Genomic DNA, 18,806 nt, shown 5'->3' on the forward strand with positions numbered 1-18,806 from the left:
GGTGGCCGCTGCTTCACTCTTCGTCATGACGAACTTCGGCTTCATTCTTCCCGGCGGCACCCCCCGCCAGCAGATCGAGCACGCCGTCCTCGCCGAGCAGGCCGGGTGGGACGGCATCTTCGTCTTCGAGACCGCCTACGGGGTGGATGCCTGGAGCCTGCTCAGCGCCATGGCCGCCGTCACCTCCCGCATCCGCCTCGGCACCATGCTCACCCCGCTGCCCTGGCGCCGCCCGTGGAAGCTCGCGTCCCAGGTCGCCACCCTCGACGTCATCTCCGAGGGCCGCGCCGTCCTCGGGGTCGGGCTCGGCGCCGTCGACCCGGCCCTTCCCCGTGGCGGTTCCGACGTGATCGACCGGCGGCAGCGCGCCGCCATGCTCGACGAGGGTATCGACCTGATCCGCGAACTGTGGTGCGGCGGCACATCATTCAACGGCGAGCAGTACACCTACCAGGGTGGTAAGGGCAGCGAGGCCATCATCGGCGGGCTGCGCCCGGTGCAGAAACCGATCCCGGTCTGGGCCGTCGGCGCCTGGCCCCGGCCCAGGTCGATGAACCGCATCCTGCGCTGCGACGGGGTCATCCCGGAATACCACCTGCCCGACGGCAGGCCGGCCACGCCCACCGATCAGCGCGAACTCGTCGCCTGGCTCGCCGAGCGCGGCCGCACCGACATCGAGGTGCTGCACGAGGGCGAGACCCCGGCCGACCGGGCCGCCGCCCTCGAGACCGTGACCCCGTGGATCGAGGCCGGGGCGACCTGGTGGCTGGAGTCGCGCTGGGGCGGAGACCAGCACGGGCCTGAGAAGATGCGCGAGATCTCGGCCCGGCTCGAAGCCGGCCCGCCGCGCCCCTGACCGCTCACAGCCCCTGACCGCTCACAGCACCAGGAGCACAGGGCCGGGAACGCAGGGCCGGGAACGCAGGGCCGGGAACGCAGGGCCGGGAGCACAGGGCCGGTCGAAGTCACCCATCAGCGAGGAGAGTCATGACGTTGCAAGGTCCGTTCGTCGGAACCAGCGCGGTGGTGGTCCGCGACGACGCCGTCCTGCTCGGCCGCAGGCTGGGCGCACACGGCGCCGACACCTGGGCCTTTCCTGGTGGCAAGGTCTCGGCAGGCGAGCGGCCCGAGGTGGCGGCGGCCCGCGAACTCCAGGAGGAGACCGGGCTGCGGGCGATCCGGGTCTCGCCGATCACCTGGACGAACGACCTCTTCCCGGACGACGGCCTGCACTACGTCACGCTGCACCACCTGATCGAGGCCGAGGGCGAGGCCCGGGTGCTGGAGCCGGAGAAGGCCGCCGAGTGGGTCTGGTGGCGCGACCTCGACAACCTGCCCACGCCCATGTTCGGCCCGGCCGCGGCGCTGTGGGCGACCGGCTGGCGTCCTGGTCAAGTCCACGCTCCGGCCTGACCGAGACACCCCCGGGCACCTCCCCCCGCTCGAAGCTGCTCACCCGACATACTCTGCCCATGTCAGCTGTCACCACCCCCGGTCCCGAACACGAAGACCTGTTCTTCGGCACCTACACCGAACGCCTCCCCCACGTCGACGGCCAGGCGCCGGGCATCATGCGCGCGAGCTACACCGGGCACGGGCAGCTGGGTGAGGCAACTCTGGCGACCGTGCTGAGGAACCCTTCCTGGGTAACCACTTTCGAGGGGGTGCTCTACGCGGTCTCGGAAACGCACGCCGAAGAGGGCCAGGGCGGGGTGAGCGCCTACCGGATCAACTCCGAACAGCACACGCTGGTCCTTCTCGGCATGCAGCCCTCCGGGGGTGCTGACCCGGCGCACCTGGCGGTCTCCCCCGACGGGCGTCACCTGGTGGTGGTTAACTACTCCGGCGGGTCGGTCGCCCTGTTCGGCCTGCAGGAAGAGACCGGCCGCATCGGGGAGCGGCTCGACCTGGTGCAGCACGAAGGTGCCGGGCCCAACGAGGCCCGGCAGACGTCCCCCCATCCGCACATGGTCGCGTTCAGCCCGGCCGGCCCGGAACTGCTCGTGGTCGACCTCGGCATCGACGCCGTGCTGGTCTACCGGATCGAGAATGAGCGTCTGGTACCGGCCGGCCGCATCGACTGCCCGCCCGGGAGCGGCCCGCGGCACCTCGCCTTCCACCCCTCCGGCGACACGTTCTTCCTGGTCGGCGAACTCGACAACAGCCTGACCACGTTCCGGCGCACCGAATCCGGTTTCGTCGCCGTGGGTTCGGTGTCACTGCTGCCCGACGACACCGAGGAACCGAGTTCGGCCGCCGCGGTCCGGGTCGACCCGTCGGGTGAGCTGGTGTTCGCCAGCAACCGTGGCCACGACAGCGTCAGTGTGTTCCGCCATGGCCCCGGCGATGCACTCAGCCTGATCGCCTCGGTCCCGGTCCGCGGACGAGCCCCGCGCGACGTGGCGCTGACCCCCGACGGGCAGTACCTGCTGGCCGCGAACCAGAACAGTCACTCGGTGACGGTGTTCAGCGTGGACCCTCAGGCGCAAGGCGCCGAGGTGCTCTCTTTCGTGCGCGAGCACCACGTTCCGACACCTGTCTGCCTGGCCTGGCTGTAGTTCCGGCCCGAAAAGCCGCTGCACCTGGCCGGTTGCCCGTGAGGGCGGCGATCGTGCTCGGACCCTGTCCACCCCCGGACTGTTCCGCTACCTTCTGAGCACGGTCGCTCACCCGCCGCTTCTTTGTCGCCCCCGCATGCGCCCCGCCGCCGCTCCGGCCGCAAGCCGCATGTATCTCAGGGGATTCTTGCGTCTCCTACCACTGGGACCCCGCCGGACGGCATCATCACGTCTACGTTCTCGGGCGGGGGATGCCCGGCAGCGACGGAGGAGTCTCGATGCAGACCGGTAACAGCACGGGGATCAGGCTGGCCACCGAAATCGACCGGCCGAGGGTGCTCACACAGCACGGCAAGCAGAGCCCTGGCCAGTACCCGAACCAGGGCAACCAGAACGGCCAGGCCCGCACCGGGGCCGCGACGCCGTCCGGCGGCGCGCACCCGCAGCAGGTGGGCCCGCAGGGAGGGGCCCGGGCCACCCGGGTCTTCGTGTTCGGCTGCGACCGTCTGTCGCAGGCCGGGATGATCGCCTACCTGCGCGACTGCCCCGGGATCGAACTGGTGCCGGAGGCGGGCATGGCCACCGCCGACGTCACCGTGGTCGCGGCCGAGGCGATGGACGAGCCCGGCCTGGTCGCCCTGCGGGCGGTGCAGGAGTCCGGCGCCCGGCGAACCCTGCTGGTGGTGGGCGAGATCGACGCCCGGGGCGTGGCCGACGCGTTCGACGCCGGGGTCATCGGCATCCTGCGCCGCTCGGCGATCACCACCCGTTCCCTGGCCCGCGCCATCGCCTCGGCCCAGGCCGGCGAGAGTGTGCTGCCCACCGAACTGCTCACCCGCCTGGTGCGTCAGGTCCGCTCCCCGCGTCCGCGGGTGTCCAGCCTTAAGGAGGGCACGTCGGCACCCACGTCCACGGTGGAGGTCCCGCCCGCGCAGGCGCACACGGAGCGTGAACTGGCCGTGCTGCGGATGCTGGGTGAGGGCTGCGACACCCGGGAGATCGCCCGGCGGCTGGCCTATTCCGAGCGCACCGTGAAAACCGTGATCCAGGACCTTTCCCAGCGGCTCGGCCTGCGCAATCGTTCCCACGCGGTGGCCTACGCGGTACGCAACGGCCTGATCTGAGCGGCGTGAGGGGACCTCATCGGTCTCTCATGCAGCCCAGGTAGATTCACCGGCCGTAAGCAGAGGCCAGATCGATCCAGGAGCGCAGTCGTGCCGTTGTCACCCCTGAGACCCGGTGACCCGGCCACCATCGGCGGCTTCCGGCTGGTCGCCCGGCTCGGTTCGGGCGGCATGGGTGTGGTCTACGTGGGCACCGACCAGGCGGGCCGGCCCGCGGCAGTGAAGTCGGTCAAGGCCGAGTACGCGGCCGACCCGGCGTTCCGGGCCCGTTTCCGGCGGGAGGTCGCTGCGGCCCGCGCCGTCACCGGGGCCTGTACCGCGCGGGTGCTCGACGCCGGTCCCGACGCCGCCGAGCCCTGGCTGGCCACCGAGTACGTGGGCGGCGCGAGCCTGGACGACGTGGTGCGCGCCGACGGGCCGTTCTCCGATCAACTGCTGCACGCGCTGGCCACCGGGCTGGCCGAGGCGTTGTCGGCGATCCACGAGGCCGGGGTGGTGCACCGCGACCTTAAGCCGGCCAACGTGTTGCTTGCGCCGGACGGTCCCAAGGTCATCGACTTCGGTATCGCCGCAATGGAATCCGCAACGCACGCCACGCGTACCGGCGTAGGCATGGGCAGCCCGGGGTACATGGCGCCGGAACAGGTCACCGGCACCACGTTGGTCGGTCCACCCGCCGATGTGTACGGCTGGGGTCTGACCGTTCTCTTTGCGGCAACGGCGAAACCGCCGTACGGCAGTGGACCGGCCCCGGCGCTGATGTACCGCGTGGTGCACGCAGAGGTAGACCTGTCGGGCCTACCCCAGTGGATCGCCCCCTTAGTACAGGCGGCTCTGGACAGGGAGCCGCAGAACCGGCCGACGGCCAAGCAATTGCTGCAGGGGCTCGTCGCCTTCGGTCAGAAGCAGAACCAGCAAACAATGGACGGTCGCGGCGCCACCGCCGTCATCGGCCAGCTGGGTGGGTGGGACAGTGACGAACGGGCCGCCACCCGGCCGTTCGACACCGACGCAACGCAACTCATCCTGCGTGAGGAGTGGCAGCAGCCGGCCGCCGCCCGGGCCCCCGAACTGCCTTCTCCGCCCGTCGTGGCGGATCTGGCTCCGGGTAACCGTCGCGGAGAGACTCCGAAGTCCGCCGAGCATCGGTCCGGCCGCACTGCCCTGGTGACCACCGGCGTCCTTACCTTCTTACTGGCCGCCACCCTGACCTGGTTCCTGTGGCTGGGCCCCGACCGCCGCGCGAACGACCCGGCCAAAACCGCCCGCCCGCAGTCGAGCACCAGCGCGGGCCCCACAGCGACCACCCCGGCAACCACGACCACCCCGGCAACCCCGGCCCCGGCCGGAACCGGGACTCCGCTGTTCCAGGGCGATCTCGGCGACCCTGAGCGCAGCGCCGCCTTCAGCGGCCTGGTCAGCGCCTTCAACGGCCAGGTGGTACAGCTCAGTTCGCAGACCGCGGCCACGGCGCAGACCGAGCGCTACTTCCAGGCCAACTCCCCCGGTGGCGAGGAGTACGACGACCCCCAGTTCACCCTGTTCGCCTGCACCGGCCTCGCCGAGGGCCAGGAGCCCGGCTTCCCGCCCGGATCCCCGTGCACCGCCACCACCTACTCCGTCGAGGAGGTCGACGGCGAGGACCCCGGTGACGCCCGGTTCGTCCACGACCAGAACGGCTTTCTCCTGTCCGGCTACTTCGAGGTCGACCTCGAGGACACCGAGAACGGCGTGACCACGGTGACCCTGTCCGGCCTGAACGAGCAGGACGTTCTCAACGGCGAGGGCTGAACGCCGGTCAGTGGGCGGTCAGCAGAGCCTCGGACACCGCCGAGGCGCCCAGCCGGACCAGGGAGTCCGGCCCCAGTTCGTCCACCCCACCGCGCCCGAGCAGGGTGAGCACCGTGCGGATCTCGTCGTAGAGCAGCGAATGCACCCGCTCCACCCCGGCCTGACCACCGGCCGCCAGCCCGTAGGCGGCCAGCCGCCCGATCACCACCACGTCCGCACCGAGAGCCAGCGCCTTCACCACATCCGCACCCCGACGGACACCACTGTCGAAAAGGATCGGCAAACGTCCTTCAATCACTTCCCGCACCTCGATCAGGGCGTCGAGCGCCGCGGGCACCCCGTCCAGCTGACGGCCCCCGTGGTTGGAGACGTAGACGGCACTGGCCCCGGCGGCCTCCGAGGCCAGTGCGTCTTCCGGCGTCATGATGCCCTTGGCGAACCACGGCAGTGCGGTCTCGTTCATCAGCCCGGCCAGCCGTTCCCACGACCAGACCGTGGCACACCGCTCGAAGAGCTGCCCGAACACCTCGATCAGCTTGGTCTCGCCGTCGTTGCGGTAGTTGCCGTTGACGTAGCGCGCGTCCAGGTCGAAAGCGTTGCGCAGCACCCGTTCCCGCCATCCGCCGGTGGGGCAGTCGACGGTCAGGCAGATCGCCTCGTAGCCGGCGTCCTCGATCCGGTGCAGCATGTGCCGGAAGTTCGCTTCCGGGCCCATCGGGTGCAGCTGGGCGATCCGGGCCGCCTTCGGTGCCGCCTCGGCCACGTCCTCGAGCGCGTGCGTGCCCGCCTCCGGCACGATGCTCGCGATCCCGGCGTTCAGGTTGGCCCGGGCGACGGCCTTCTGCCCCTCCGGGTGGAACAGCCCGTCGGCCCCGAACGGCGAGGTCAGCACCGGCATGGCCAGGTCGATGCCGAGCAGCGCGGTGGAGATGTCGGGGGTGGCGAGCCCGCTCATCACCCGCTGCCGGAAACCCCAGCGGGCGAAGGCCGAGCGGTTGGCGGCCAGGGTGGTCTCGTCCCCCGCACCGCCCTCGAGGAAGTCGGCGACCTCCGGCGACAGCCTCGACAGCGCCGTCCGGCGGATCTGGGAGAGCGTGGCAAGCTCGGGCGTGGAAACCGATTTGAACGCGACCATCAGGCATCCCTCATCGGAGTTGAGAAGATGTTCCCAACTCTAAGGCGGATTTCCGGACAAGTAACCCACAGATGAGAAGTTTTTCCCGGCTTGGCGAGGTCCGGTCTCGCAGGCCTCGAGGGTGGGACCATTGACAGCGATGACAGGTGAGAATCTCCGGGCCGACACCCTGCGCACCCGGCAGAAGCTGCTGGACGCGGCGGGCAGCCTGCTCCGCGAGCGCGGCCTGGCCTTCACCCTGCCCGACCTGGCCCGGCACTCCGGCGTCTCCACCGCCACCACCTACCGGCACTTCGAGGACGTCCACGCCGTCTACGACGCGTTCTACCGCCGCACCCAGAACGACCTGCTCACCCGGCTGCGCACGGCCGGCCACCCCGACCCGCTGCGCTCGTTCCAGATCATGTGCCACGAGTGGGTGCTGAGCGCGACAACCTGGGGGCGGGCCGCCACCCACATCCGCAGTGCCCGCGGCTACCTCGAGCGCATCCGCGACGGCGACGACCCGCCGCTCACCGAGCTCGACACCACGCTGACCGCGGTGGTGCGCCGGCTGGTCCTCAGCGGCCAGATCCCGGACGTGGACCTGCGCTACTCGGTCCTGATCTGGATCACCACGTTCGACGAGCGGGTGGTGGTCGACCTGACCGAGACCCTCCACTGGGGTCCGGAGAAGATCGCCGAGACGCTGGGCCGGTCGGTGCTGGCCGCCTGGGCGGCCTCGCCCGGAGGTATTCCCGCCCTGGCCGAACTCTCGGCCGGAAACACCCGGACGGCCCATCCCGATCACACCCCGTGAGAGCACGGACACGGATCAGAACGATGAAAATCTCTGCGCATAAACGGATCTGAGCATTTGGGAGAACTTGGGCCGCGCGGACGGAGTAATTTCGCGGCTAGTGCATTAAGAGCCTCTTAGACATGTGATGATGCACGGCAGGGAGGGGCCGTATCGTCACAGGAGGGTCACCATCAGTACCGCCAGCCAGCACCAGCTGACTGCGGCCAGGGCTCGACCAGCACTCGTGGTCGCCGGTGTCGTAGGACCGACGGTGCACGCCCAGGGCCGCTCCGCCGGTCGCCGTTGTGTCGTCGTCCAGATGGGCGGCTGCAACCTCTCCTGCTCCTGGTGCGACTCAGCCTTCACCTGGGACACCTCCCGCTACGACCTCTCCCGCGAGGTCGGCTACTGGCGGATCGAGGAGATCGCCGAGACCGCCCGCTCGGCCAACACGCCGCTGATCGTGATCAGCGGCGGCGAGCCGCTGCAGCAGCAGAACTCCCCGGCCTGGCCGCAGTTCCTGGAGATGCTCGGCGGCTACGAGATCGGCCTGGAGACCAACGGCACGTTCCCGCCGATCGAGACCACCCTGCACCGGGTCAGCTGGATCACCGTGTCGCCGAAGCTGGCGCACTCCGGCGACCCGGCCTGGACCCGGATCAACCGCGACATCCTGATCGCCTGGGGCAAGTGCGCCGAGCAGTACGACATCGACTTCTCCTTCGCGGTGCGGGATCTCAGCGACGTCGAGTCGGTGCTGCAGATCGCCAAGCTGCACGAGCTGCCGTTCGACCGGATCTGGATCGTGCCCGAGGCCACCACCGCCGCCCTGTCGGCCAGCCGTCTGGCCGAGGTCTCGGAGTCGGCGATCCAGGCCGGGTTCAACGTCTCGGCCCGGCTCAGCGCCCTCACCAACCGGCAGAGCTGACCGGGACCGGCCGGGTGCGGGCAAGCCCGCACGCCGGTCGCAGAACAGGCCATAGGGTTCAAGGTGTGAACTCCCAGCCCGTGAACCCCGAGCAGAGCATCAGCTACCTGCACACCCGCGAGTGGCACCTCAACGTCAGCGTCGAGGGCGGTCGTGGCGTGGCGGCGCTGCAGGTCGAGGAGAACGAGTACTGGAGCGCGGCCGACGGGCGGGTCCGGATCCTGGAACAGCGGCCGGACTCACCGGCGGCCGACCACTCCAACACCGGCCGGGTGGAGTGGGCTCCCGGGCTGCCCACCGATCCCACCGGGCTGGGCGAGTACCTGCTGAAGGACGCGCCCTCGGCGCAGCACAACGTGCCCGCGACGCTGGTGATGATCGCCTCGGCGCAGCGTCTGCACAACCAGGCCGTGCCGGCCGCCCTGGCCGAGGCCTTCTTCCAGGTGCTCACCGGCCGGCCCGACCTGCTGCCGCTGGGTGAGATGACCGACCGGGCCGGGCGCACCGGGGTCGGCTACGGCTTCGAGTTCACCTTCGGCCCCCGGCGCCGGCTCACCCTGATCTTCGACCGCGACACGCACGCCCTGCTGGCCACCGAGGAACTGATGCTGGAGCCGGGCCGGCTGCGGGTGGAGGTGCCGGCCGTGGCCAGCTACGTGCTCTACCTGGAGCAGGGCTGGGTGCCGAGCATGAGTGATCGACCGCTGCTCCGGCAGGCCTGACCGCCTCGGTCCCTGACGGGTAACGTGGCCGCGTGTCCGTTACCCCAGAAGCACCCGCACCGGGGGCCAAGCTCCTGGCCGTCAGCGACCTGCACGTCGCCTACCAGGAGAACCGGGAGATCACCGAGACCCTGCGGCCGGAGAACGACGGCGACTGGCTGATCGTGGCCGGCGACGTGGCGGAGAAGCTGGAAGACGTGGAGTGGGCGCTGCGCCTGCTCGCCGGCCGTTTCGCCAAGGTCGTCTGGGTGCCCGGCAACCACGAGCTGTGGACGCATCCGAGCGACCCGGTCACGCTGCGCGGAGTCGCGCGGTACGAACGTCTGGTCGAGGTCTGCCGGAGCCTGGGCGTGGTGACGCCGGAGGACGAGTTCCCGGTCTGGACCGGCGACGGCGGCCCGCTCACCATCGTGCCGATGTTCCTGCTCTACGACTACTCGTTCCTGGCCCCGGGCACGACCACCAAGGAGGCCTCGCTCAAGGTCGCCTACGACTCCGGCGTGGTCTGCGCCGACGAACGCTTCCTCGAGCCCACGCCCTACCCCAGCCGTGAGGCCTGGTGCCAGGCCCGGGTCGACTACACCAAGGGCCGTCTGGACGCCCTGGCCCCCGACGCGCGCACGCTGCTGATCAACCACTGGCCGGTCGAGCGGCACCCCAACAACATCCTGCGCTACCCCCAGTTCGCCCAGTGGTGCGGCACCACCCAGAGCGCCGACTGGCACCAGCGCTACCGGGCCGACGTGGTGGTCTACGGGCACCTGCACATCCCCCGCCGCACCTGGCTGGACGGGGTGCGCTTCGAGGAGGTGTCGGTCGGCTACCCGCGCGAGTGGCGGATGTGGGGCCAGCGCACCTGGCTGCGGCAGATCCTGCCGGCCCCCGAGGGCGTCCAGGCGCCGACAGGCGGCACCGACATCTCGTTCCAGCGGCTCTGGCCCAAGCCCGAGGGCAGCCCGGTCTGATCCGGTCTGGCCCCGGCGGCGGTGTCGCGCGGTGCTCGCCGCACCCTGACATACGGCGACCTCCGCAGCGCACCACCGCCGGGTACTGAGTCAGACTTCGCTACGCGGCGTTCGGTTCCCCGGTTGCGTAAGAATCTTGCCGGTCATCCGAAACTCACCCTTGCGTCACCCGCCTGCCGCGCCGGGGCGAGCCGCTGCGCCGCCTCCTCGACCTGCCTGTGCAACTGCTGACCGATCGGCTCGAAACCGGTAACCGCCACCTCCAGCACCTTGCCCCGGCCCAGCCGACCCCGCCAGGTGCCGACCACGTCACCGTTCACCAGCAGCACCCCGGGATTGCTGATCGCCTTGTAGACCTCCTTGTGCTGCTGGGGATCGGGCACCACGAGCTCGCGGTCGCGCACCGTCAGCCAGGGATCCCCGCCCGGCAGCAACCGCACCAGCCCCTCCGGCCGGGCGGCGACGACCAGGTCCGGCACCGCCTCCTCCGGCATCCAGGCCCGCCCCGCCGGGGTGGTCACCTCGACCAAACCGGGCGGCAGATGCTTCTTCACCTCGGTGGCCGTGGTGCCGATCCAGGCCCCCAGCGCCGCCGACGAGAGTGGCCCGTTCACCAGCAGGTAGCGCCGCAGCATCTCGCTCAGCCCGGCGCCGGCCTGGGGGATCTGCTTCGAACGCAGCGACGCGGGCAACGGCCTGAGGTAGGTCGAGCGGCCCTCGGTCAGCACCTCAACCCCCGCCGCGACCCCCACCAACTGGAACAGCCCACCGCTGATGTGCCGCGCCCGGCAGGACGGGCAGTCGTAGGTCAGGTCGGCCGGCACGGCAGCACTGACCCGAGTACTCACCTCGCCCTTGGCCAGCTTCTCGGTCACCACCTCGCGCACCGCAGTGGCCGCCTGCGCCCAGGCCTCACGCCCCCGACGGGCTCCCGCCGCGATCTGCGAGGCCCCCATCCGCCGGGTGGCATCGGCATCGTCCATCGGCCAGGTGGCCGTGGCGAGCGGCTTCAGATCGGCCTCGTGATGCACGTGCGGTGCACCCCGCCACGACCACACGATCCGGGTCCGGGCCGGGCGCTGCTCCGCCCCGCGCGCCGCCAGCACCGCGGCCGCCGTACCCACCGGCGTGTCCTGCACCCCGATACCGAGCAGCCCCTCCACCGAGCCACCCACCAGCCCTTGAGCGGTGGCCCGGTAGCCCAGCACGTTCTCCCTGGTCACGTCGATCTTGCCCACCGCTGCCCCCCAGCTCTAGGTAGGACGGCCACCCCCTCCCCCGCCCCTTGGGTGGGAGTTCTACCAGGCACCCCCGACAACCATGCCCCACCGCAGCTCAGAGCCCACCGACCAGCAAAGCCCGGAACACCTCAGAGCACCGCCCCCGGGTTCATGATCCCCAGCGGATCCAACGCCGCCTTGATCCGCCGGCTCACCTCCATCACGTCCTCCCCCACCTGCGCCTGCAGCCAGGGCTGTTTCAGCCGGCCCACCCCGTGCTCCCCGGTGATCGTGCCGTCCAGCTCGATCGCCAGGTCCATCACCTCCCCGAAGGCCACCTGGGCACGCTCGGCCGCCGCCGCGTCGGCCGGGTCGAAAACGATGAGCGGATGGGTGTTCCCGTCACCCGCGTGCGCGATCAGCGCAATCGTCACGTCGCGCGCGGCCGCGACCCTCTCGATCCCCGCGACCAGGGCGGGCAGCCGCGGTACGGCGACACCGACGTCCTCAAGCAGCAGTTTGCCCTTCTTCTCGATCGAGGGGATGGCCTGGCGCCGGGCCACCGTGAACGCCTCCCCCTCGGCCGGGTCGTCGGTGGCCAGGACCTCGCCGGCGCCGCACCGTTCGCAGGCCTCGACGATCTCGGCCACCTCGCGTTCGGCGGTGCTGCCCTCGGTGTCGGTCTGGGCCACCAGCAGCGCCGCCGCCGAGCGGTCCAGGCCCATCCGCAGGTTGTCCTCGACCGCGTTCACTGTGGTGCGGTCCATGTACTCCAGCATCGCCGGGCGCATCCGTGAGGTGATCGCCACGATCGCCTCGGTGGCCGCCTCGGTGCTCGCGAAGGCGGCCACCACCGTGCGCGGCGGGTGCTGCGGCGGCATCAGCCGCAGCGTGACCTCGGTGATCACGCCCAGGGTGCCCTCGCTGCCGACGAACAGCTTGGTCAGCGACAGCCCGGCCGAGTCCTTCAGCCGCGGCCCGCCCAGCCGCAGCGCCCGCCCGTCGGCCAGCACCACCTCCAGCGCCAGCACGTAGTCGGTGGTCACGCCGTACTTCACGCAGCACAGGCCGCCGGCGTTGGTGGCGATATTGCCGCCGATGGAACAGATCTCGTACGACGACGGGTCCGGCGGGTACCACAGGCCGCACTCCGCCGCCGCCCGCTTGACCTCGGCGTTCAGCAGACCGGGCTGCACCACCGCGACCCGGCTCAGCTGGTCGATGCTGATCGCGCGCATCCGCTCGGTGCACAGCACGATGCCCCCGCTGCGCGCGGTGCTCCCGCCCGAGAGCCCGGTGCCGGCGCCTCGGGGCACCACCGCAACCCGGTGCTCGGCGGCCCAGCGCATCGCGATCTGCACCTGCTCGGTCGACTCCGCCCGCACCACCGCCGCCGGCACCCCCGCGTCCGGGTCGGCGGCCCGGTCGAACCGGTACTTGTCCATCCGGACGGGATCGGTCACCACCACCCCGTCCGGCAGCGCGGCCACCAGCTCGTCGATCACGGTCTGCGGCGGTTCCACCAGCACATCGGTCATCGCGGGAGCTCCTCAGCGGTGAGGGGTCTTTCGGCCACCATAGGCGAGCGCGGCCACCGCGACGAGAAGGGCCCAGAGCAAATGGACGCCGGTCATCGCCAGGAGGGCGAGCACGGTGGCCATCGCGACCACGGCGGTCAGGCGCGCCCGGCCTGGTTCCAGCAGGCGCACGGCGGCGGCCACCCCCACCGCGTAGACGGTGACGAACAGACCGCTGGTGGCCAGCACGATCGCCCCCAGATCGATCTCGGCGGCGCTGACCACGCCGAGCACCACCAGGGCGGCCGAGGCGTTCACGACCAGGCTGCGCCGAGGTATCTCCCCGGCCTGGCTCCCCCTTCCGAGCCAGGCCGGCAAGGCCCCGTCGCGCCCCAGCGCTGCGCCTAGCTTGGCCGCGCCGGCGTAGTAGGCGTTCATCGTGCCCAGAGTCAGCAGGACTGCCGCCAGGGCGGCCAGCAACCGGGCGTCTCCACCGAACGCAGCCGCCAGCAGTTCCCCCAGGGGCGCGGGGCTGTCTGCGGCACTCGCCCCCAGCACGAGTATCACGGTGACAGCAACCGCCAGATAAATGACGCCTACCACGACCAACGCGGCTGTCGTCGCCTTGGCGAGATCCTGGGTCGGTGAACGAAATTCGCCGGTCAGGTGGGTGATTGCCTCCCAGCCCACGAAACTCCAGACCAGCAGCGCGGTGGCCGGGGCGATCGACTGCCAGCCGTGCGGCGCGAACGGCTGCAGGTTGGCGGCGGACGCCGAAGGAAGAGCGAAAACAACCGCGGCGGCGAGGAACCCGACCAGAAGGATGCCGAGCCCCAGCTGAGCCCGGCCGGACATCCGTACGCCGAACCAGTTGACCGGAGCGGCGACGAGGGTCAGACCGACAGCCGAACCCACCACCGTCGGCCGTCCACCCCCGACCGCGGATTCCACGTAGTGCCCGGCGAACAGCGCGGCCGCTGATGAGCCGGGCGGTACAGCAGCGTAGAAGCACCACCCGACCACGGCCGACGCCCGGTCACCGAAGGCCAGACGGGCGTAGTGCGCCACTCCCCCAGCGTCCGGATGCCGCGCCCCCAGGGCGGCGAAAGTAAAGGCCAGCGGTGCGCTCGCAACCACCATGAGGAGCCAGGCAATGAGGGACGCGGGTCCCGCCACCTCGGCTGCCAGCGCGGGCAGAGCGATCACACCAGTGCCCAGAACGGCTCCCACGTACAGCGCGGTGCCCTGCCCCAGCGTGAGTCCTGGGGGCGCCTGCTCACGAACGGTCATTCCAGCAACGATGTCGTGGGCCGAGCGGGGCGGACAGAGGCAGAAATGCCTACCGTCGCCAGATTCCTGCCACTACCGTCGAGAGCATGCACACGGTCGCTCTCGCCCTCACCGAGGGCATGCCGATGTTCGAGTTCGCCGTGCCCTGCGAGGTCTTCGGCCTGGATCGCTCCGACATCGCCGATCCCTGGTACCGGCTGCGCTTCTGCGGCTCCCAGCCGCACTACCGCACCGCCGCCGGCCTGACCGTCACCCCGGACGGCGACCTCGCGGCCCTGGAAGCGGCCGACACCGTGCTGGTTCCGGCGATGGACCGGGCGAACCAGCTGAAGCCGCCGCCCGACGTGGTGGAGGCCGTGCGCCGGGCCTACGACCGGGGCGCCCGCATCGTCGCGATCTGCGCCGGCTCGTACCTGCTGGCCGAGGCCGGGATCCTCCAGGGCCGCCGGATGACCACGCACTGGATGAGCGCGGTGGACTTCACCTATCGCTATCCGGGCGTGCACTTCGCCCCCGAGGTGCTCTACGTCAGCGACGGGAACGTGCACACCAGCGCCGGTACCGGGGCGGCCATCGACCTGTGCCTGCACCTGGTGCGCCTCGACCACGGTGCGGCAGTGGCCAACGAGGTGGCCCGGCGCATGGTCGTACCGCCGCACCGCGAGGGCGGCCAGCGCCAGTTCGTGCCCCCGGTCCAGCTCGCCCCCGACGGCCAGGACCCGATCGGCCTGGCCCTGGGCTGGGCGCTACAGCGACTGCACCAGCCGCTCACCGTGGCCGACCTGGCCCAGCAGGCCCACCTGGCCCCGCGCACGTTCGCCCGGCACTTCCGCGAGCGCACCGGCGCCACCCCGCTGCAGTGGCTCATCCAGCAGCGGGTGCGACTGGCCCAGGAACTGCTGGAGACCACCGACGAACCGGTCGAGGCGATCGCCACGAGAACCGGTTTCGGCACGGCGGCAGGGCTCCGGCAGCACTTCCAGAAGATCGCCACGATCTCCCCGAGCAGCTACCGGCACCTCTACCGCCGCGCCGGGCGAACCGCCTAACCCACGGGCAGATCGGTGACGTGGGTCATCGAGAGCACGGCCTTGGCGGCGCGCCGCCGGGCGTGCAGGATCGGCTCGGTGTACCCGTTGGGCTGGGCCGCGCCCTGGAAGATCAGGTCGCTCGCGGCCAGGAAGGCCTGGCTGTTCTCCAGGTCGGCGGTCATCGGCCGGTAGCCCTCGACCGCGGAGTTCTGCCGGTCCACCACCCCGGCCATCCGGGCCAGGCTCTCGCGCACCTGCTCCTCGCCGACCACGCCGTGGCGCAGCCAGTTGGCCAGCAGCTGGCTCGAGATCCGCAGCGTGGCGCGGTCTTCCATGAGGCCGACGTCGTGGATGTCGGGCACCTTGGAGCAGCCGATCCCCTGGTCGACCCAGCGCACCACATAACCCAGGATCGACTGACAGTTGTTGTCGACCTGCTCGGCGCGCACCGCCTCGTCCCACTGCGCCGGATCCCCCAGCGGGACCTGCAGAAGGTCGGTCAGCGGCGTCTTGTGGCTCTGGGCGGACAGTTCCGCCTGCACCGCCTGCACGTCGACCTCGTGGTAGTGCAGCGCGTGCAGGGTGGCCGCGGTGGGCGAGGGCACCCAGGCGGTGGTGGCCCCGGCCCGCGGCTGGGCAATCTTCTGCTCGAGCATGTCGGCCATCAGATCGGGCATCGCCCACATGCCCTTGCCGATCTGGGCCTTCTGCGAGAACCCGTACGCCAGAGCCGTCTCCACGTTCCGCTTCTCGTAGGAGGACAGCCAGGTCTGGCTGCGCATGTCCTCCTTGCGCACCAGCGGCCCGGCCTCCAGCGAGGTGTGGATCTCGTCGCCCGAGCGGTCCAGGAAACCGGTGTTGACGAACACGATCCGGTCCTTCGCGGCGGCGATGCAGGCCCCCAGGTTCAGCGAGGTACGCCGCTCCTCGTCCATCAGCCCCAGCTTGATCGTGTTGCTGGGCAGCCGCAGCAGCTCCTCCACCCGCTCGAACAGCGCCACGGCGAAGGCCACCTCGTCGGGCCCGTGCATCTTCGGCTTCACGATGTACACCGAGTCGGTCCGGCTGTTGGCCTTCGACCGCAGCCCCGGCAGGGCGGCCAGGGTGGTGACCACCGCGTCCAGGATGCCCTCGGGCACCTGGGCGCCGTTCGCGTCGAGCACCGCGTCGGTCGTCATCAGGTGGCCGACGTTGCGCACGAACATCAGCGCCCGCCCGGGCAGCACCAGCTGCTCGCCGTGATTGCGCGGAACGGCGTACACCCGGTCGGTGTTCAGGGTGCGCTCGAAGGTCCGGCCCCCCTTGCTCACCGACGTGCTCAGGTCGCCCCGGCTCAGGCCCAGCCAGGTGCGGTAGTCGCGGACCTTGTCCTGCGCGTCGACCGCGGCCACCGAGTCCTCGAAGTCGATGATCGTGGTGATCGCCGACTCCAGCACGATGTCCTGGACGCCTGCCCCGTCGGTCCGCCCGATCGCCCCCGCCCGGTCGATCACGATCTCCACGTGCAGCCCGTGGTGCACCAGCAGCACCGTGTCGGGCTGGGTGGCGGTGCCGGTGTAGCCGGCGAACAGCCCCGGCTCGGACAGCGTTGTCTTGCCCGACGGCACGTGCACCACCAGCTCGCCGCCGGCCACCGCGTAACCGCCCGCGTCGGCGTGGCTGCCCTCGGCCAGCGGGGCGATGCGGTCGAGGAAGGCCCGCCCGTAGGCGATCACCTTCGCGCCGCGCTCGGGGTCGTAACCGCCCCCCGTGGGAGCCTCGCCCAGAGCGTTCGTGCCGTACAGCGCGTCGTAGAGCGAGCCCCAGCGGGCATTGGCCGCGTTCAGCGAGTACCGCGCGTTCGACACCGGCACCACCAGCTGCGGGCCGGCGATCCGGGCGATCTCGTCGTCCACCCCGCTGGTGCCGATCGCCACCGGTTCCGGCTCGGCCACCAGGTAGCCGATCTCCCGCAGGAACGCCTCGTACCCGGCCCCGTCCAGGGGCTGCCCGGCGCGCTCACGGTGCCACTGGTCGATCGCCGCCTGCAGCCGGTCGCGCTCCTCGAGCAGCGCCCGGTTGCGTGGGGCCAGGTCGGCCACCAGCCGGTCCAGCCCGGCCCAGAACGCGTCGGGCTTCACCGGGCTCCCGGCCAGCGCCTCGTTCTCGACGAAATCCTTCAGAGCGGTGGCGACCTGGAGGGATCCCAGGGAGGTGTAGTCCGTCATTTATCCGCCTCACAGGACAGTGGGGTGCTCCGGGCGCGCACCACTTTAGGTGCTGATCTGCGCGTGTCGAGGGCTTGTGGCCACCACCTGTTCGGCCGACGGTCACCGGACGCGCCCCGGTGCCGGTACGCCGGGCGGGTGATGTCACGGTGCGCAGCGGTGTCGCCCGTTCAGCAGCCGCCCGCCGGCGTCGATCCCCGGACCCAGAACCAGTGAGCGCCCGACGATCGAGTGAGGAGCCCCGTGACCGGCCGACGTGTCCCTGTTCTCCTGCTCACGCTCCTTTTCGTGCTCGTTCCCGGGACCGCCCACGCCCACTCCCCGGTCGAGCGCGAGCCCAGCCCGGCCGAGCTCCAGGCCCAGGCCGAGAAGCTCGACTCCCTTCGCACACAGGCCGAGGCGCAGGCCGCGGACGTGCGCGACGCCCGGGCCGCTAGCCGGGCCGCCGCGGTCGTCGCAAGCCAGGCTCTTGAGGCGTATACCACTGCCCAGCGCGACCTTCGGAGCGCCCTGGCCGAGGAGGACCGGCTGGACGCCGAGCTGGAGCAGGCCAACCGGGACGCGGTCCAGGCCCGTTCCCAGGTCGGCCTGTGGGCCCGCCGGGCCTACCAGGGCGGCACCGGGCTGAACTCCAGCCCGACGCTGAACACCCTGCTCGGCACCAACGGCGCCGGGCGCGAAGAAGCCGGCCTCGGCACCACCCTGCACACGCTGCGGCGGATCGGCCAGGACCGGTCGGCTGCGCTGGACGCGGGCCGGCGCGCAGAACTGAGGGCCGAGCAGGCCGCAGTGGCAGCCACCCGGGCCACCGAGACGGCGATCGAGGCGGCGAACCGGGCCGAGGCGGCCAAGACGGTCGCCGACACGGCCGTCGCCCGGCAGCGACGCGCGCTCGACGCCGCCGAGGCTGACCTGGCCACCACCGGCCGCCTGGTCGGCCGGGCCCAGAAGCAGCAGCGCCGACTGCGGGCGGCCGCCGCGGCCGCCTCCGCCCGGCAGAACACCGGCGACAACGGCGTGACCGGTGCGGTCGGCTCCTGCCTGGGTTCCCCCGACCTGGCCGCCTACCCCAACGGCCAGATCCCGCTCGAGGCGCTGTGCCCGCTGGCCACCGCCCCCGGCCACCACCTCCGGGCCGACGCCGCCTACGCCTTCGACCAGCTCAGCCAGACCTACGCCGAGCAGTTCGGGACGTTCGTCTGCGTGACCGACTCCTACCGGGAATACGCCACCCAGGTCCGGCTCTACGCCACCAAGCCGAACCTGGCCGCCCGGCCCGGCCAGAGCAACCACGGCTGGGGCACCGCCGTGGACCTGTGCGGGGGTGTGCAGTCGTTCGGCACCCCGGAGCACGAGTGGCTGTTCGCCAACGCACCGCTGTTCGGCTGGTTCCATCCGGCCTGGGCCCAGGCCGGAGGTTCCCGTCCGGAGCCGTGGCACTGGGAGTTCGGCGGCTGAGGAAACCGCGATCATCCGCAGTACACCCTCCCGAACTGCGCCGTTCGCCCCACCGGGGTCTACCGGGACGAACCGGGCC

General features: G+C 71.2%; 16 protein-coding genes. 11 read left to right on the plus strand and 5 right to left on the minus strand.

Annotation, left to right across the window (positions count from 1 at the left end; translation table 11 throughout):
• From LWF15_RS34540 to LWF15_RS34560, 5 genes are all read left to right on the plus strand, one after another.
• Positions 1-856, plus strand: an 856-nt coding sequence (locus tag LWF15_RS34540) for an LLM class flavin-dependent oxidoreductase (RefSeq protein WP_232815216.1), incomplete at its 5' end; no start/stop codon positions are given.
• A gap of 131 nt (positions 857-987) precedes the next feature.
• The gene (locus tag LWF15_RS34545) at positions 988-1,413 is read left to right on the plus strand and encodes a nucleotide triphosphate diphosphatase NUDT15 (RefSeq protein ID WP_232815217.1); all 426 of its coding nucleotides are present in this window, start codon (positions 988-990) and stop codon (positions 1,411-1,413) included.
• Positions 1,414-1,472: 59 nt separating this feature from the next.
• Positions 1,473-2,558 (plus strand): lactonase family protein, encoded by a 1,086-nt coding sequence (locus LWF15_RS34550; RefSeq protein WP_232815218.1) that lies wholly within the window; start codon positions 1,473-1,475, stop codon positions 2,556-2,558.
• 278 nt (positions 2,559-2,836) lie between these two features.
• The gene (locus tag LWF15_RS34555; RefSeq protein WP_232815219.1) at positions 2,837-3,682 is read left to right on the plus strand and encodes a helix-turn-helix transcriptional regulator; all 846 of its coding nucleotides are present in this window, start codon (positions 2,837-2,839) and stop codon (positions 3,680-3,682) included.
• Positions 3,683-3,772: 90 nt separating this feature from the next.
• On the plus strand, positions 3,773-5,473 hold the full coding sequence (locus tag LWF15_RS34560) for a serine/threonine-protein kinase (RefSeq protein ID WP_232815220.1): 1,701 nt from the start codon (positions 3,773-3,775) through the stop codon (positions 5,471-5,473).
• Between the two features lie 7 nt (positions 5,474-5,480).
• Here LWF15_RS34560 and LWF15_RS34565 read toward each other — a convergent pair whose 3' ends face one another.
• Positions 5,481-6,608, minus strand: a complete 1,128-nt coding sequence (locus tag LWF15_RS34565) for an alpha-hydroxy acid oxidase (protein ID WP_232815221.1) — start codon at positions 6,606-6,608, stop codon at positions 5,481-5,483.
• Between the two features lie 139 nt (positions 6,609-6,747).
• Here LWF15_RS34565 and LWF15_RS34570 point away from each other — a divergent pair, with 139 nt between their 5' ends.
• From LWF15_RS34570 to LWF15_RS34585, 4 genes are all read left to right on the plus strand, one after another.
• Positions 6,748-7,407 (plus strand): TetR/AcrR family transcriptional regulator, encoded by a 660-nt coding sequence (locus tag LWF15_RS34570; RefSeq protein ID WP_232815222.1) that lies wholly within the window; start codon positions 6,748-6,750, stop codon positions 7,405-7,407.
• Between the two features lie 253 nt (positions 7,408-7,660).
• Positions 7,661-8,317: a 7-carboxy-7-deazaguanine synthase QueE gene (locus LWF15_RS34575; RefSeq protein WP_232815223.1), complete on the plus strand. Its 657-nt coding sequence runs from the start codon at positions 7,661-7,663 to the stop codon at positions 8,315-8,317.
• Positions 8,318-8,382: 65 nt separating this feature from the next.
• Positions 8,383-9,039, plus strand: coding sequence for a hypothetical protein (locus LWF15_RS34580; RefSeq protein WP_232815224.1), 657 nt, complete (start codon positions 8,383-8,385; stop codon positions 9,037-9,039).
• A gap of 32 nt (positions 9,040-9,071) precedes the next feature.
• A complete protein-coding gene (locus LWF15_RS34585; protein ID WP_232815225.1) occupies positions 9,072-10,004 on the plus strand; it encodes a metallophosphoesterase family protein in 933 nt (310 codons plus the stop codon).
• A gap of 143 nt (positions 10,005-10,147) precedes the next feature.
• On the opposite strand, the gene LWF15_RS34590 is transcribed toward LWF15_RS34585, so the two are convergent.
• The 3 genes from LWF15_RS34590 to LWF15_RS34600 all read right to left on the minus strand — a co-directional run bounded on the left by LWF15_RS34590 (position 10,148) and on the right by LWF15_RS34600 (position 14,031).
• Positions 10,148-11,242, minus strand: coding sequence for a DNA glycosylase AlkZ-like family protein (locus LWF15_RS34590; RefSeq protein WP_232815226.1), 1,095 nt, complete (start codon positions 11,240-11,242; stop codon positions 10,148-10,150).
• A 131-nt stretch (positions 11,243-11,373) separates the two neighbouring features.
• Entirely contained in the window at positions 11,374-12,762 is a 1,389-nt protein-coding gene (locus tag LWF15_RS34595; protein ID WP_232815227.1) for an FAD-binding oxidoreductase, read from the minus strand.
• Positions 12,763-12,774: 12 nt separating this feature from the next.
• On the minus strand, positions 12,775-14,031 hold the full coding sequence (locus tag LWF15_RS34600; RefSeq protein ID WP_232815228.1) for an APC family permease: 1,257 nt from the start codon (positions 14,029-14,031) through the stop codon (positions 12,775-12,777).
• Positions 14,032-14,117: 86 nt separating this feature from the next.
• Here LWF15_RS34600 and LWF15_RS34605 point away from each other — a divergent pair, with 86 nt between their 5' ends.
• Positions 14,118-15,080, plus strand: coding sequence for a GlxA family transcriptional regulator (locus LWF15_RS34605; RefSeq protein ID WP_232815229.1), 963 nt, complete (start codon positions 14,118-14,120; stop codon positions 15,078-15,080).
• Here LWF15_RS34605 and LWF15_RS34610 read toward each other — a convergent pair.
• Entirely contained in the window at positions 15,077-17,269 is a 2,193-nt protein-coding gene (locus tag LWF15_RS34610) for a malate synthase G (protein ID WP_232815230.1), read from the minus strand. The genes LWF15_RS34605 and LWF15_RS34610 overlap by 4 nt on opposite strands.
• Positions 17,270-17,512: 243 nt before the next feature.
• Here LWF15_RS34610 and LWF15_RS38010 point away from each other — a divergent pair, with 243 nt between their 5' ends.
• Positions 17,513-18,727 (plus strand): D-alanyl-D-alanine carboxypeptidase family protein, encoded by a 1,215-nt coding sequence (locus LWF15_RS38010; RefSeq protein WP_232815231.1) that lies wholly within the window; start codon positions 17,513-17,515, stop codon positions 18,725-18,727.
• Positions 18,728-18,806: the final 79 nt, after the last annotated feature.

The organism is Kineosporia rhizophila, assembly GCF_021277265.1.
In the GTDB taxonomy this organism is placed as follows: Bacteria; Actinomycetota; Actinomycetes; order Actinomycetales; family Kineosporiaceae; genus Kineosporia; species Kineosporia rhizophila.

Coding starts and splice junctions, on each gene's coding strand:
- LWF15_RS34545 (WP_232815217.1), top strand. CDS start 988: ATGACGTTGCAAGGTCCGTTCGTCGGAACCAGCGCGGTGGTGGTCCGC.
- LWF15_RS34550 (WP_232815218.1), top strand. CDS start 1,473: ATGTCAGCTGTCACCACCCCCGGTCCCGAACACGAAGACCTGTTCTTC.
- LWF15_RS34555 (WP_232815219.1), top strand. CDS start 2,837: ATGCAGACCGGTAACAGCACGGGGATCAGGCTGGCCACCGAAATCGAC.
- LWF15_RS34565 (WP_232815221.1), bottom strand. CDS start 6,608: ATGGTCGCGTTCAAATCGGTTTCCACGCCCGAGCTTGCCACGCTCTCC.
- LWF15_RS34570 (WP_232815222.1), top strand. CDS start 6,748: ATGACAGGTGAGAATCTCCGGGCCGACACCCTGCGCACCCGGCAGAAG.
- LWF15_RS34595 (WP_232815227.1), bottom strand. CDS start 12,762: ATGACCGATGTGCTGGTGGAACCGCCGCAGACCGTGATCGACGAGCTG.
- LWF15_RS34600 (WP_232815228.1), bottom strand. CDS start 14,031: ATGACCGTTCGTGAGCAGGCGCCCCCAGGACTCACGCTGGGGCAGGGC.
- LWF15_RS34605 (WP_232815229.1), top strand. CDS start 14,118: ATGCACACGGTCGCTCTCGCCCTCACCGAGGGCATGCCGATGTTCGAG.
- LWF15_RS34610 (WP_232815230.1), bottom strand. CDS start 17,269: ATGACGGACTACACCTCCCTGGGATCCCTCCAGGTCGCCACCGCTCTG.